The sequence below is a fragment of the Halomonas sp. JS92-SW72 genome (genome assembly GCF_003547075.1).
Lineage (GTDB): Bacteria > Pseudomonadota > Gammaproteobacteria > Pseudomonadales > Halomonadaceae > Halomonas > Halomonas alkalicola.
The window spans coordinates 463,005-477,386 of the sequence record NZ_CP032147.1; the positions used below are offsets into that span (position 1 = coordinate 463,005).

Sequence of the window (14,382 nt, forward strand, 5' to 3'; positions counted from 1 at the left end):
GACACCGCAACGACATGACCGTACGCACGCGTATCGCGCCGTCACCGACCGGCGATCCCCACGTCGGCACCGCCTACATCGCCCTGTTCAACCTCTGCTTCGCCCGCCAGCACGGCGGCCAGTTCATCCTGCGCATCGAGGACACCGACCGGGTGCGCTCGACGGCCGAGTCCGAGCAGATGATCCTCGACTCCCTGCGCTGGCTGGGCCTGGAGTGGGACGAGGGCCCCGACGTGGGTGGCCCCCATGGGCCCTATCGCCAGAGCGAGCGCGGCGACATCTACGCCGAGTACGCCCGCCAGCTGATCGAGGCGGGGCACGCCTTCAAGTGCTACCGCACCAGCGAGGAGCTCGATGAGCTGCGCGAGGCGCGCAAGGCTGCCGGCATGCACCTGGCGCTCAAGCCCGCGGACCTCGCCCTGCCCGCCGAGGAGCAGGCGCGCCGCGAGAAGGAGGGCTGGCCCTACGTGGTGCGCATGGCGGTGCCTGCCAGCGGCACCTGCGTGATCCAGGACATGCTGCGCGGCACCATCGAGGTGGACTGGGCCCAGGTGGATGCCCAGATCCTGCTCAAGTCCGACGGCATGCCCACCTATCACCTGGCCAACGTGGTCGATGACCACCTGATGGGGATTACCCATGTGCTGCGCGGTGAGGAGTGGATCAACTCGGCGCCCAAGCACCAGCTGCTCTACGAGTACTTCGGCTGGGAGATGCCCGAGCTCTGCCATATGCCGCTGCTGCGCAATCCCGACAAGTCGAAGCTCTCCAAGCGCAAGAACCCGACCTCGATCAACTACTACCGGCGCATGGGCTACCTGCCCCAGGCGGTGATCAACTACCTGGGCCGGATGGGGTGGTCGATGCCCGACGAGCGCGAGAAGTTCAGCCTCGACGAGATGATGGCCCATTTCGATATCCAGCGGGTCTCGCTGGGCGGCCCGGTCTTCGACCTCGAGAAGCTGACCTGGCTCAATGGCCTCTATATCCGCGAGGAGCTCGACGACGACGCCTTCCTCAGGGCGCTGATGGAGTGGGCCTTCAACGAGCGCTACGTGAAGGAGATCCTGCCCCAGGTGCGCCCGCGGGTGGAGACCCTCTCCGAGGTGGTGCCCCTGGCCGGCCACTTCTTCTCGGGGCTGCCGCGGATCGGCGAGGAGAGCTTCGACGGCGTCAAGCTGGGTCGCGAGGACCTGCTCAGGCTGCTGCAGTTCCTGGTGTGGCGCCTGGAGACGCTGCCCGCCTGGCACAAGGAGGCGCTGCTTAGCGAGGTGAAGGCGCTGGCCGCCCACTTCGACCTCAAGATGAAGGAGTTCCTGGCGCCGGTCTTCATCGCCATCACCGGCTCCGCCGCCAGCACCTCGGTGATGGACGCCATGGCGATCCTCGGCTCCGACATGACCCGGGCGCGCCTGCGCCACGCCATCGAGGTGCTCGGCGGCGTCTCCAAGAAGCAGGCCAAGCGCTTCGAGAAGGAATTCCGCGAACTCGCGTGATTTCCTGTTGACGAAGGCGAGTCGAATCAGTACTATACGACTCGTCTTCAGGGCACGGGGCCTTAGCTCAGCTGGGAGAGCGCAACACTGGCAGTGTTGAGGTCAGCGGTTCGATCCCGCTAGGCTCCACCAACCCCTCGAACGACACCTGCGTCCCATTCGTCTAGTGGCCTAGGACACCGCCCTTTCACGGCGGGAACAGGGGTTCGAACCCCCTATGGGACGCCACTCTTCCTGAAAAGGGCACTCTCTCCGAGTGCCCTTTTTTCATCGCCTGCTGCCTGAAAAGGGCACTCTCTCCGAGTGCCCTTTTTTCATCGCCTGCTGCCGGTCGCCAGCGTTGATGCCTCTCACGTTATCTCCCTCTTAGGGCCCCTCTTGCGGGGCGATTTCTGCTTGACTTGTCCACCAGGCGGGGTTCCGTCGGTACGCCTGTGTACAGCAGGTCTGCAATCGCCCGTGTCTACAGGCTTTTTCATAAAGACTTTCAAAATCAATGGTTTATACAAGATCAAAAATTGATCAATCTGAGCTCAGCCCCCAGTTCATGGCGATCTGACGGCCTTTTCTTGCGGTTGTGAACAGGTTTATCCACAGAATGTGTGGACAACGGCGAGTAAGCCTCTGGCGCTGTGCAGTATGGCTTTTGTCAACCTGAAAAGAGGGGGAGACTAATACTGGTGGGGGAGGGGGAAGGGCGGCGCCGGGGCGCCGCCCTGAGGCTCAGCGGTGGCCCACGGCGCGCAGTCGGCGCAGCAGCGAGGAGGTGTCCCAGCGGCCGCCGCCCATCACCTGGACATCGGCATAGAACTGGTCGACCAGGGCGGTGACCGGCAGGCGTGCCTGCAGCTGGCGGGCCTGCGCCAGGCAGATGCCGAGATCCTTGCGCATCCAGTCCACCGCGAAGCCGTGGTCGTACTCGTCGGCGATCATGGTGGCGTGGCGGTTCTCCATCTGCCAGGAGCCGGCCGCGCCCTTGGCGATGACGTCCACCACGCGCTGGCGATCGAGCCCCGCCTGCTCGGCGAAGTGCAGCCCCTCGGCCAGCCCCTGGACCAGGCCGGCGATGCAGATCTGGTTGACCATCTTGGTGAGCTGGCCGCTGCCGGCGGCACCCATCAGGGCCACCGCGCGGCCATAGTGGGCGAGCACGGCTTCGGCGCGCGTGAAGTCGTCCACCTCGCCGCCGCACATGATGGTCAGGGCGCCGTTCTGGGCACCCTGCTGGCCGCCGGAGACCGGCGCGTCGAGAAAGCCGATGCCCTGCTCGCGACAGGCGGCGTCGAGCTCCAGGGCGAGTTCCGCCGAGGCGGTGGTGTGGTCCACCAGCAGGCTGCCCTCGGCCATGCCGGAGAGTGCGCCCTGCTCGCCCGTGGTGACCTGGCGCACGTCATCGTCGTTGCCCACGCAGACCAGTACCAGGTCGGCGCCGCTCGCGGCCTCCTGGGGGGTGGGGTGGTGGCTGCCGCCATGTTCGGCGGCCCAGGCGGCGGCGCGGGCCTCGGTGCGGTTGTAGACGCGGACCTCGAGCCCGGCGCGGGCCAGGTGGCCGGCCATGGGATAGCCCATCACGCCCAGGCCGATGAAGGCGATTCTAGAGATGCTCTTGCTCATCCTGACTGCTCACTCTGGTTGGGAAGGTTGGGGTCACGACGCAGAAAGCCGCCCGAGGGCGGCTTTCTGTAGGGTAGCGCATGCGGGCGTGGCCGCATCTGCCGATGGCTTACTTGGCAGGATAGTCGCGCTGAGTGTGGCCGGTGTAGAGCTGACGCGGACGGCCGATCTTGTAGCTGTCGCTCAGCATCTCGTGCCAGTGGGAGATCCAGCCGATGGTGCGGGACACCGCGAAGATCACGGTGAACATGTTGGTCGGAATCCCCATAGCCTTGAGGATGATGCCGGAGTAGAAGTCGACGTTGGGATAGAGCTGGCGCTCGACGAAGTACTCGTCTTCCAGGGCGATCTGCTCCAGGCGCTTGGCGATCTTCAGCTGGGGATCGTCGATGCCGAGCTCCGCCAGTACCTCGTCGCAGGTCTCCTTCATGACCTTGGCGCGCGGGTCGAAGTTGCGATAGACGCGGTGCCCGAAGCCCATCAGCTTGAAGGGGTCATCCTTGTCCTTGGCCTTGTCGATGAAGCGCTGGATGTTCTCCTCGGAGTCGTCGCCGATCTCGTCGAGCATCTTCAGCACCGCCTCGTTGGCGCCGCCGTGGGCCGGACCCCACAGGGCGGCGATGCCGGCGCTGATGCAGGCGAAGGGGTTGGCGCCGGTGGAGCCTGCCAGGCGCACCGTGGAGGTGGAGGCATTCTGCTCATGGTCGGCGTGGAGCATGAAGATACGGTCCATGGCCCTGGCGTAGACCGGGTTGACCTTGTACTCCTCGCAGGGCGTGCTGAACATCATGTAGAGGAAGTTCTCTGCATAGCTCAGGTCGTTGCGCGGATAGTTGAAGGGCTGGCCCACATTGTACTTGTAGGACATCGCGGCGATGGTCGGCATCTTGGCGATCAGGCGGATCGCGCTGATGATGCGGTCCTCTTCCACGGTGATGTCCATATGGTCGTGGTAGAAGGCGGCCAGACCGCCCACTACGCCACACAGGATCGACATCGGGTGGGCATCACGGCGGAAGCCCTTGAAGAAGTTGTTGATCTGGTCGTGGACCATGGTGTGGTTGCGCACCCGCGACTCGAAGTCGGCGTACTGGGCATCGTCCGGCAGCTCGCCGAACAGCAGCAGGTAGCACATCTCGACGAAGTCGGACTGCTTGGCCAGCTGGTCGATCGGGAAGCCGCGATGCAGCAGGACGCCCTTGCCGCCATCGATATAGGTGATGGCGGACTGGCAGGAGGAGGTGGCCATGAAGCCGGGGTCGTAGGTGAACAGGCCTTCGGCACCGAGCCCGCGTACATCGATCACGTCGGGGCCCAGGGTGCCCGAATAGACAGGCAGTTCGATCGTCTTGTCCAGACCGTCTACCGTCAGCGTCGCTTTCCTGTCAGCCATGCAAGGCCTCCTCTCGAGTTCGTGATAGGGCGATAAGTCGTTATTTCACTGGCGGGTTCGCAGATGATGCCGGCGAAAAGGTTCGCCCACTATAGAAGCGTTCCAGCGATTGTCAATTAGCCCATGGCGACCTCGCCATTGTACGAGCTGTCAAGTGATATATAACTGTTGTATGATAATTGGTGCTTTGCACCACGCCCGCGCGGGCGCCGGGGCAGGTTGTGCCGGAGCAGGCGTCTGCTGGCTGTCGACACCCTTTGCACCATGGTCTAGTTGGCCGCCGCTGCGTTTGTCATGGCCCGGCCATGTCCCTATAATCCACCCCGCGCGACTGGCAGGAACAGGCGGTCTTGCCTTCAACGGTAAGTGCCGCTCCTTCCCGAAACCACCGCCCGCTCGGACCTTGCCCGTCCCGTCCTCAAGTGGGCCATAGAGAGTGTGTAGAGAGCCGTGAATAGTAAACGACCCGTAAACCTGGATCTGTCCACTATACAGTTCCCCCTCCCCGCCCTGACCTCCATCACCCACCGCATCACCGGTGTGATCCTGTTTGTCGGCCTGATCTTCGCCTTCTGGGCCCTGAGCAAGTCGCTCTCCTCTCCGGCCGGCTTCGCCGCGGTGAGTGATGCGCTGGCCAACAACTTCCTGGCCAAGCTGATCGCCTGGGGCCTGCTCTCGGCGCTGGCCTTCCACTTCGTGGCCGGCATCAAGCACCTGCTGATGGACGCAGATATCGGCGTGACCCTCGAGGGTGGTGTCAAGAAGGCGCAGATCACCGTGGTGGTGAGTGCGGTCCTGATCATTCTGGCGGGAGTCTGGGTATGGTAACCAACATCACGAATTTCGGCCGCAGTGGCCTCTCCGACTGGCTGATTCAGCGCGTGTCGGCGGTCATCCTGGCGCTCTACACCGTCTTCATCGTTCTCTACCTGCTGTTCAATCCGGGTCTCGACTACGCCACCTGGAGCGGACTGTTCGCCCAGACCTGGATGCGCATCTTCTCGCTGCTGGCCTTCGTGTCGCTGGCCGCCCACGCCTGGGTCGGGCTGTGGACCGTGACCACCGATTACCTCAAGCCGACCGGCCTTCGCGTCGGCGCCCAGACCGTCATCATCCTGGCCATCTTCGTGTTCCTGGTCTGGGGCATTCAGATTCTGTGGGGAGCCTGATACATGTCCAACCTGCGTAGCCTTTCTTTCGACGCCATCATCATCGGCGGTGGCGGTGCCGGCCTGCGTGCCGCCCTGGAGCTGGCCAAGTCCGGTAAGAAGACCGCCGTGCTGTCCAAGGTCTTCCCGACCCGCTCCCATACCGTCTCCGCCCAGGGCGGCATCACCTGTGCCATCGCGTCTGCCGACCCCAACGACGACTGGCGCTGGCACATGTATGACACCGTCAAGGGCGGCGACTATATCGCCGACCAGGACGCCGCCGAGTACATGTGTTCCGAGGGCCCCAAGGCGGTCTTCGAGCTCGAGCACATGGGCCTGCCGTTCTCCCGCTTCGACAACGGCCGCATCTACCAGCGCCCGTTCGGCGGCCAGTCCAAGGAGTTCGGCGCCGGTGGCCAGGCGGCGCGTACCTGTGCCGCGGCCGACCGTACCGGGCACGCCCTGCTGCACACCCTTTATCAGAACAACCTGAAGAACAATACCACCTTCCTCAACGAGTGGTATGCGGTTGATCTGGTCAAGAACGCCAACGGCGACGTGGTGGGCTGCATCGCCATGGACATCGAGACCGGTGAAGTGGTCCACGTCAAGTCCAAGGCCACGGTGCTGGCCACCGGCGGCGCCGGCCGCATCTACGCCTCCACCACCAACGCCCTGATCAACACCGGCGACGGCATCGGCATGGCGCTGCGCGCCGGCTTCCCGATGCAGGACATGGAGATGTGGCAGTTCCACCCGACTGGCATCTACGGTGCGGGCACCCTGGTGACCGAAGGCTGTCGCGGTGAGGGTGGCTACCTGGTCAACAAGGATGGCGAGCGCTTCATGGAGCGTTACGCCCCCAACGCCAAGGATCTGGCCGGTCGCGACGTGGTCGCCCGCTCCATGGTGATGGAGATCCTCGAGGGGCGCGGCTGTGGCGAGCACGGCGACCACGTCTTCCTGAAGCTCGACCACCTTGGCGAGGAGGTGCTCGGCAAGCGCCTGCCCGGCATCGTCGAGCTCTCCAAGACCTTCGCCCACGTGGACCCGGCCAAGGAGCCGATCCCGGTGGTGCCGACCTGCCACTACATGATGGGCGGCGTGCCGACCAACATCCACGGCCAGGCGATCATGCAGGACGCCGACGGCAACGACCGGATCATCAACGGTCTGTTCGCCTGCGGCGAGGCGGCCTGTGTGTCGGTGCACGGCGCCAACCGTCTGGGCGGCAACTCGCTGCTGGACCTGGTGGTCTTCGGCCGCGCGGCCGGCATGTTCATCGAGGGGGCGCTCAACGAGGGCATCGACTACCTCGACGCCTCCGAGTCCGACATCGAGTCGGCCATGAAGCGCATGAACCGCTGGAACGAGTCCGAGGGCGGCGAGACCGTCCCGGAGCTCAAGCGCGAGCTGCAGAACATCATGCAGAACTCCTTCGGCGTGTTCCGCGAGGAGAAGAACATGGTCGAGGGCGTCAAGCAGCTGGCCGCACTGCGCGAGCGCATCGCCAATGCCTACCTGCCGGACAAGTCCAACGCCTTCAACACCGCGCGCGTCGAGGCCCTGGAGCTGGACAACCTGATGGAAGTCGCCGAAGCGACTGCCATCGCCGCTCTCGAGCGCAAGGAGAGCCGTGGCGCCCATTCCCGCTACGACTATCCGGATCGCGACGACGTCAACTGGCTGAAGCATTCGCTCTACTTCCCGGCAGAGAAGAAGCTCGGCAAGCGTGACGTCAACTTCACGCCGAAGACCGTCGATACGTTCGAGCCGAAAGTCCGCACCTACTGAGGGGAGTCACGATGCTTCAGGTATCCATCTACCGCTACAACCCGGAAACCGACTCCGCGCCCTACATGCAGGAGTTCCAGGTCGACACTCAGGGCCGTGATGTCATGGTGCTGGACGTGCTGCACCTGATGAAGGAGCAGGACAACGGCCTGGCCTATCGCCGCAGCTGCCGCGAGGGTGTGTGTGGCTCCGACGGCATGAACATGAACGGCAAGAATGGCCTGGCCTGCATCACCCCGCTCTCCGAGGTGGTGAAGAACGGCAAGCTGGTCTTGCGCCCGCTGCCGGGTCTGCCGGTCATCCGCGACCTGGTGGTCGACATGGGGCTGTTCTACAAGCAGTACGAGCGCATCCAGCCGTACCTGCAGAACAACACCCCGGCGCCGGCCATCGAGCGCCTGCAGTCGCCGGAAGACCGTGACAAGCTGGACGGGCTGTACGAGTGCATCCTGTGCGCCTGCTGCTCCACCTCCTGCCCTTCGTTCTGGTGGAATCCGGACAAGTTCGTGGGTCCGGCCGGTCTGCTGCAGTCCTACCGCTTCCTCGCCGACTCCCGCGACGAGGCGACCCGCGAGCGTCTGGCGGAGCTGGAGGATCCCTTCTCCGTGTTCCGCTGCCGCGGCATCATGAACTGCGTCGCGGTCTGTCCGAAGGGGCTCAACCCCACTCGTGCGATCGGCAAGATCCGCGAGATGCTGCTGGCCAACGCCACTTAAATCGTGGCGCCTAGCTTGCTATCATGGGCCCCCGTCTCCTGCTGCGACCAGGTGTCGCAGCCGGAGCCGGTCGGTTCAGCAGCATCAGGAGCCGGTGCCTTGGGCACCGGCTCCTGAGCATGGAATTCAAGGCTGTCGACCGCGTGTCGGCAGCGCCGGAACGAGAATGGCCCCGCCGGCAGGGCACCACCGATGTCGCCGCGCCCAGCGTGCGGGGACGCCGATACCACCCCATCAGTGCAGGGTGACCGAGAGATGCAACAAGGCATAATGGAGTTGATGTGGCGCTCCTCCCACGTCAGTGGCGGCAATGCCCACTATGTGGAAGCGCTCTACGAGCAGTACCTCGACGATCCCGCCGCTGTCCCGGAAGAGTGGCGCAACTACTTCGACCAGTTGCCGGCCCCCGAAGGCAGTGCCCCCCAGGATGTCCCCCTCGCCCCGGTCCGCGACCAGTTCTACCAGCTGGGTCGTGCCCGCCGCACCGCCCTGGCACCTGCCGCCGCCGACGGCGAAGAGAGCAGGAAGCAGGTCAAGGTTCTCCAGCTGATCAACGCCTACCGCTTCCGCGGTCACCAGAAGGCCAATATTGATCCGCTCGGCCTGCGCAGCCCGACACCGGTGCCCGACCTCGACCTCTCCTTCCATCAGCTCTCCAAGAGCGACATGGACACCGAGTTCCAGACCGGCTCCTTCTTCCTGGGGCTGGACAAGGCGCCGCTCAAGGATATCGTCGAGGCGCTGGAGCAGACCTACTGCCGCTCCATCGGCTGCGAGATCATGCACATCGTCGACACCGAGGAGAAGCGCTGGCTGCAGCAGCGCTTCGAGTCGGTGCGCAGCGCGCCCAAGTTCAGCAGCGAGGTGCGTCAGCATGTGCTCGAGAGGCTGACCGCGGCCGAGGGGCTGGAGAACTACCTGGCCTCCAAGTACCCCGGCACCAAGCGCTTCGGCCTGGAGGGCGGCGAGTCCTTCATTCCGATGATGGACGAGCTGATCCAGCGCGGTGGCGGCTACGGCATCAAGGAGATCGTGATCGGCATGGCCCACCGCGGCCGCCTCAATCTGCTGGTCAACATCCTCGGCAAGAATCCCGGCGACCTGATCGACGAGTTCGACGGCAAGAAGGTCATCGAGCGCGGCTCCGGCGACGTCAAGTACCACCAGGGCTTCAGCTCCAACGTGATGAGCCCGGGCGGCGAGGTGCACCTGGCGCTGGCCTTCAACCCCTCCCACCTGGAGATCGTCTCTCCGGTGGTCGAGGGCTCGGTGCGCGCCCGTCAGGACCGCCGCGACGACAGCGACGGCAGCAAGGTGCTGCCGATCAATGTCCACGGCGATGCGGCCTTCGCCGGCCAGGGCGTGGTCATGGAGACATTCCAGATGTCCCAGACCCGCGCCTACAAGACCGGTGGCACGATCCACATCGTGATCAACAACCAGGTCGGCTTCACCACCTCGAACCCGCTGGACACCCGCTCCACCGAGTACTGCACCGACATCGCCAAGATGGTCCAGGCGCCGATCTTCCACGTCAACGGCGACGACCCCGACGCGGTGCTGCACGCCACCCAGGTGGCGCTCGACTTCCGTCAGCAGTTCAAGAAGGACGTGGTGATCGACCTCGTCTGCTATCGTCGCCGCGGTCACAACGAGGCCGACGAGCCGAGCGGCACCCAGCCGCTGATGTACAAGAAGATCAAGGACCATCCTTCTTCCCGGGAGATCTACGCCAAGCGCCTGGTGGCGGAAGGCGTGCTCTCCGAGGAGGACGCCAAGGCGATGATTGAGACCTACCGCGAGGACCTGCTGGCCGGCAACCACGTGGCCAACGCCCTGGTGCAGGAGCCCAACACCTCGCTGTTTGTCGACTGGAAGCCCTACCTCGGCCACGAGTGGACCGGCTATGCCGACACCGCCGTGGAGATGAAGCGCCTGCAGCGCCTGGCTGCGCGGATGTGCGAGATCCCGGACGGGGTCGAGGTGCAGCGTCAGGTCGCCAAGATCTACGAGGATCGCCGCAAGATGCAGGCCGGCGGCATGGCGTTGAACTGGGGCTTCGCCGAGACGCTGGCCTACGCCACCCTGCTCGACGAGGGTCACCCGGTGCGCATCACCGGCCAGGACGTGGGCCGCGGCACCTTCTCCCACCGCCACGCGGTGGTGCACAACCAGAAGGATGGCACCAGCTACGTACCGCTCCAGCACATGGCGGACGGCCAGCCGGCCTTCACCATCCACGACTCCTTCCTCTCCGAGGAGGCGGTGCTGGCGTTCGAGTATGGCTATGCCACCACGGCGCCCAACGACCTGGTGATCTGGGAAGCGCAGTTCGGCGACTTCTTCAACGGTGCCCAGGTGGTGGTAGACCAGTTCATCTCCTCCGGCGAGACCAAGTGGGGACGGCTGTGCGGCCTGACCATGCTGCTGCCCCACGGCTACGAGGGGCAAGGCCCCGAGCACTCCTCGGCCCGTCTGGAGCGCTTCCTGCAGCTGTGCGCCGAGTACAACATGCAGGTCTGTGTGCCCACCACCCCGGCGCAGATCTTCCACCTGCTGCGCCGCCAGGTGATTCGCCCGCTGCGCAAGCCGCTGGTGGTGATGTCGCCCAAGAGCCTGCTGCGCCACAAGGAGGCGATCTCCACCCTCGACGAGCTGGCCACCGGCCAGTTCCAGATGGTGCTGCCCGACCAGGGCGTGCGCGATCCCCAGCAGGTCGAGCGCATCATCCTGTGCGCCGGCAAGGTCTACTACGACCTGGCTACCTGGCGCGAGGAGAATGACCGCCAGGATGTCGCCATCGTGAGGGTCGAGCAGCTCTACCCCTTCCCCAAGGAGGAGCTCTTCGAGGCGCTCAAGGCCTACGTCAACGTCAGGGACGTGGTGTGGTGTCAGGAGGAGCCGCTCAACCAGGGCGCCTGGTACTCGAGCCAGCACCACATGCGGGCCGTAGCCGACATGCTCAAGAGCAACCTGGGCGGCGCGCTCAAGTTCGCCGGGCGCCCGGCCTCTGCCGCACCCGCCGCGGGCTACATGTCCGTCCATATCGAACAGCAGCGCCAGCTGGTGGAAGACGCCTTCAATCTGTAAGGCACGCCACCGGGACGAGAGAACAGACAAGGGAAACGACATGGCTACCGATATCAAGGCCCCAACCTTTCCGGAATCCGTTGCCGAAGGCAGCGTGGCTGCCTGGCACAAGAAGGCCGGTGACAGCGTCGAGCGCGACGAGCTGATCGTCGAGATCGAGACCGACAAGGTGGTGCTCGAGGTACTGGCTCCCGAGGCCGGCACCCTCACCGAGGTGCTCGCCGAGGAGGGCGACACCGTCGAGTCCGAGCAGGTGCTGGGCCGCATCGGCGAGGGCAAGGCCAAGCCGGCGGCGGCCAAGGCCGAGCCGAAGAGCGACGCCAAGGCCGACGCGCCTGCCGCCAGCGGTGGCAAGCAGCACCAGGTGAAGGCGCCGACCTTCCCCGAGTCCATCCAGGAAGGCACCGTCGCCCGCTGGAACAAGCAGGTCGGCGAGAGCGTGAAGCGTGATGAGGTGCTGGCCGAGATCGAGACCGACAAGGTGGTGCTCGAGGTGGTGGCGCCGGTCGACGGCGCGCTGACCGAGATCAAGGCCGAGGAGGGCAGCCAGGTCGAGTCCGAGGCCGTGCTGGCGATCTTCACCGAGGGCGCCGGCGGTGCCGCGACCGCCGCTGACGAGACCCCGGCGGCCTCCGCCGATGACGGCGCCAGCGACGAGAAGGTGGGCGACAAGATCCTCGCCCCCGCCGCTCGCAAGCTCGTCGCCGAGCACGACCTCGACGTCAGCGCTATCCAGGGCACCGGCAAGGGTGGGCGGATCCTCAAGGAGGACGTGCAGAAGGCCGTGAAGGAGGGCACCGCGAAGAAGGCCGCCAAGCCGGCCGCGCCCAAGCCTGCCGCCGCCGCGGCCCCCGCCTTCGAGGGCGAGCGTCCCGAGAAGCGCGTGCCGATGAGCCGTCTGCGCCAGACCATCGCCAAGCGCCTGGTCCAGGCCCAGCAGACCGCCGCCATGCTGACCACCTACAACGAGGTGGACATGAGTGCGGTGATGGCGCTGCGTGCCCAGTACAAGGACACCTTCGCCAAGACCCACGACGTCAAGCTCGGCTTCATGGGTTTCTTCGTCAAGGCGGCCTCCGAGGCGCTCAAGCGCTTCCCGGACGTCAACGCCTCCATCGACGGCACCGACATCGTCTACCACGGCTACCAGGACATCGGCGTGGCGGTCTCCACCGACCGCGGCCTGGTCGTCCCGGTGCTGCGCGACACCGACAGCATGAAGATCGCCGACGTCGAGAAGGGCATCGGCGACTTCGGCAAGCGTGCCCGTGACGGCAAGCTGGGCATCGACGAGATGCAGGGCGGCACCTTCACCATCACCAACGGCGGTACCTTCGGCTCGCTGATGTCCACGCCGATCCTCAACCCGCCGCAGACCGCCATCCTGGGCATGCACAAGATCCAGGATCGCCCCATGGCGGTGGACGGCAAGGTCGAGATTCGCCCGATGATGTACCTGGCGCTCTCCTACGATCACCGCATGATCGACGGCAAGGACGCGGTGCGGTTCCTGGTCACCATCAAGGAACTGCTGGAAGATCCGGCGCGCCTGCTGCTGGACATCTGAGCGGAACGTGCCGCCGGGCGATCCCCGGCGGTACTCCATCCCAAGACACGCAAGGGGAGCCAACATGGCTGACAAGTTTGATGTGATCGTGATCGGTGCGGGCCCCGGCGGCTACGTGGCCGCCATCCGCGCCGCCCAGATGGGCCTGAAGACCGCCTGCGTCGAGAAGTGGATCGGCAAGGAAGGCAAGGTGGTATTCGGCGGGACCTGCCTCAACGTGGGCTGCATCCCCTCCAAGGCGCTGCTCGAGGCCTCCCACAAGTTCGTCGAGGCCAAGCACGACTTCGCCGGCATGGGGATCGAGACAGGTGACGTCCAGATGGACGTCAAGAAGATGATCGCCCGCAAGGACAAGATCGTGAAGAACCTCACCGGTGGCATCGCCGGCCTGTTCAAGGCCAACGGCGTGACCGGCATCGAGGGCACCGGCAAGGTGGTGGGCGCGAAGCAGGTCGAGGTCACCGACCTCGACGGCAAGGCGACCACCTATGAGGCGGACAACATCGTGATCGCCGCGGGCTCCGTGCCGGTGGAGATCCCGCCGACCCCGCTGACCGAGGGGCTGATCGTCGACTCCACCGGCGCGCTCGAGTTCACCGAGACGCCCAAGCGCCTCGGCGTGATCGGCGCCGGCGTCATCGGCCTGGAGCTCGGCAGCGTGTGGAACCGCCTGGGCTCCGAGGTCACCGTGCTCGAGGCCATGGACAGCTTCCTGCCGATGGTGGATACCGCCATCGCCAAGGAGACCCAGAAGCTGCTCAAGAAGCAGGGCCTGGACATCAAGCTGGGCGCCCGGGTCACCGGCTCCGAGGTCAAGGGCCAGGAAGTCATCGTCAAGTACACCGACGGCGATGGCGACCAGGAGATGACCTTCGACAAGCTGATTGTCTGCGTTGGCCGCAAGCCCTACACCCAGGGTGTCGTGGCCGATGGTGTCGGCGTCGACCTCGACGAGCGTGGCTTCATCCACGTCGACGACCAGTGCCGCACCAGCGTGCCGGGCGTCTACGCCATCGGCGACTGCGTGCGCGGCCCGATGCTGGCCCACAAGGCCTCCGAAGAGGGCGTGATGGTCGCGGACATCATCGCCGGCCACAAGGCCGAGATGAACTACGATGCCATCCCCAACGTCATCTACACCTTCCCCGAGGTGGCCTGGGTCGGCCTGACCGAGCAGGAGGCCAAGGCCAAGGGCATCGAGGTCAAGGTCGGCAGCTTCCCGTTTGCCGCCAGCGGCCGCGCCATGGCCAACAATGCCACCGAAGGGCAGGCCAAGATCGTCGCCGACGCCGAGACCGACCGCGTGCTGGGCATGCACATCGTCGGCCAGCACGCCGGCGAGATGATCGCCCAGGGCGTCATCGCCCTGGAGTTCGGCTCCAGCGCCGAGGACCTGGCACTGACCTGCTACGCGCACCCGACCATGTCGGAAGCCGTGCACGAGGCCGCCCTGGCGGTGGATGGCCATGCCATCCACATGGCCAACCGCAAGAAGCGCAAGTAAGCCGCACAACGAGCGCCGCCCATCGGGCGGCGCGCCCCTTCCGACCATGTATCGGCA

10 protein-coding genes and 2 tRNA genes are annotated in these 14,382 nt (G+C 65.3%); 10 read left to right on the top strand and 2 right to left on the bottom strand.

Going from position 1 to position 14,382, the window contains the following annotated elements:
- Positions 1-14: 14 nt before the first annotated feature.
- The 3 genes from gltX to D1793_RS02250 all read left to right on the top strand — a co-directional run bounded on the left by gltX (position 15) and on the right by D1793_RS02250 (position 1,724).
- Positions 15-1,496 (top strand): glutamate--tRNA ligase, encoded by a 1,482-nt coding sequence (gene gltX / locus D1793_RS02240; RefSeq protein ID WP_119020698.1) that lies wholly within the window; start codon positions 15-17, stop codon positions 1,494-1,496.
- A 56-nt stretch (positions 1,497-1,552) separates the two neighbouring features.
- Positions 1,553-1,628: transfer RNA gene (locus D1793_RS02245), tRNA-Ala, on the top strand.
- A gap of 20 nt (positions 1,629-1,648) precedes the next feature.
- Positions 1,649-1,724 (top strand) — tRNA-Glu (locus tag D1793_RS02250).
- 495 nt (positions 1,725-2,219) lie between these two features.
- On the opposite strand, the gene D1793_RS02255 is transcribed toward D1793_RS02250, so the two are convergent.
- The gene (locus tag D1793_RS02255; RefSeq protein WP_119020699.1) at positions 2,220-3,110 is read right to left on the bottom strand and encodes an NAD(P)-dependent oxidoreductase; all 891 of its coding nucleotides are present in this window, start codon (positions 3,108-3,110) and stop codon (positions 2,220-2,222) included.
- Between the two features lie 109 nt (positions 3,111-3,219).
- Positions 3,220-4,503, bottom strand: a complete 1,284-nt coding sequence (gene gltA / locus D1793_RS02260; protein WP_119020700.1) for a citrate synthase — start codon at positions 4,501-4,503, stop codon at positions 3,220-3,222.
- Between the two features lie 450 nt (positions 4,504-4,953).
- Here gltA and sdhC point away from each other — a divergent pair, with 450 nt between their 5' ends.
- From sdhC to lpdA, 7 genes are all read left to right on the top strand, one after another.
- Entirely contained in the window at positions 4,954-5,331 is a 378-nt protein-coding gene (gene sdhC, locus D1793_RS02265) for a succinate dehydrogenase, cytochrome b556 subunit (protein ID WP_110068261.1), read from the top strand.
- On the top strand, positions 5,325-5,672 hold the full coding sequence (gene sdhD, locus D1793_RS02270) for a succinate dehydrogenase, hydrophobic membrane anchor protein (RefSeq protein ID WP_119020701.1): 348 nt from the start codon (positions 5,325-5,327) through the stop codon (positions 5,670-5,672). Before sdhC ends, sdhD begins: the two co-directional genes overlap by 7 nt.
- Before the next feature lie 3 nt (positions 5,673-5,675).
- Positions 5,676-7,448: a succinate dehydrogenase flavoprotein subunit gene (gene sdhA / locus D1793_RS02275; protein ID WP_119020702.1), complete on the top strand. Its 1,773-nt coding sequence runs from the start codon at positions 5,676-5,678 to the stop codon at positions 7,446-7,448.
- 11 nt (positions 7,449-7,459) lie between these two features.
- Complete coding sequence (locus D1793_RS02280; protein WP_110068258.1) at positions 7,460-8,164, top strand: succinate dehydrogenase iron-sulfur subunit; 705 nt, start codon at positions 7,460-7,462, stop codon at positions 8,162-8,164.
- Positions 8,165-8,419: 255 nt separating this feature from the next.
- Positions 8,420-11,254 carry a 2-oxoglutarate dehydrogenase E1 component gene (locus tag D1793_RS02285; protein ID WP_119020703.1) on the top strand — a complete coding sequence of 945 codons (2,835 nt, stop codon included), beginning with the start codon at positions 8,420-8,422 and terminating at the stop codon, positions 11,252-11,254.
- A 40-nt stretch (positions 11,255-11,294) separates the two neighbouring features.
- A complete protein-coding gene (odhB, locus tag D1793_RS02290) occupies positions 11,295-12,821 on the top strand; it encodes a 2-oxoglutarate dehydrogenase complex dihydrolipoyllysine-residue succinyltransferase (RefSeq protein WP_119020704.1) in 1,527 nt (508 codons plus the stop codon).
- A 64-nt stretch (positions 12,822-12,885) separates the two neighbouring features.
- Positions 12,886-14,325 (top strand): dihydrolipoyl dehydrogenase, encoded by a 1,440-nt coding sequence (lpdA, locus tag D1793_RS02295; RefSeq protein ID WP_119020705.1) that lies wholly within the window; start codon positions 12,886-12,888, stop codon positions 14,323-14,325.
- The last annotated feature ends 57 nt before the right edge of the window (positions 14,326-14,382 follow it).

What these genes read in the sequence shown, in the direction of transcription:
- gltX (WP_119020698.1), top strand. Translation starts at nt 15, where the DNA reads ATGACCGTACGCACGCGTATCGCGCCGTCACCGACCGGCGATCCCCAC.
- D1793_RS02255 (WP_119020699.1), bottom strand. Translation starts at nt 3,110, where the DNA reads ATGAGCAAGAGCATCTCTAGAATCGCCTTCATCGGCCTGGGCGTGATG.
- gltA (WP_119020700.1), bottom strand. Translation starts at nt 4,503, where the DNA reads ATGGCTGACAGGAAAGCGACGCTGACGGTAGACGGTCTGGACAAGACG.
- sdhD (WP_119020701.1), top strand. Translation starts at nt 5,325, where the DNA reads ATGGTAACCAACATCACGAATTTCGGCCGCAGTGGCCTCTCCGACTGG.
- sdhA (WP_119020702.1), top strand. Translation starts at nt 5,676, where the DNA reads ATGTCCAACCTGCGTAGCCTTTCTTTCGACGCCATCATCATCGGCGGT.
- D1793_RS02280 (WP_110068258.1), top strand. Translation starts at nt 7,460, where the DNA reads ATGCTTCAGGTATCCATCTACCGCTACAACCCGGAAACCGACTCCGCG.
- D1793_RS02285 (WP_119020703.1), top strand. Translation starts at nt 8,420, where the DNA reads ATGCAACAAGGCATAATGGAGTTGATGTGGCGCTCCTCCCACGTCAGT.
- odhB (WP_119020704.1), top strand. Translation starts at nt 11,295, where the DNA reads ATGGCTACCGATATCAAGGCCCCAACCTTTCCGGAATCCGTTGCCGAA.
- lpdA (WP_119020705.1), top strand. Translation starts at nt 12,886, where the DNA reads ATGGCTGACAAGTTTGATGTGATCGTGATCGGTGCGGGCCCCGGCGGC.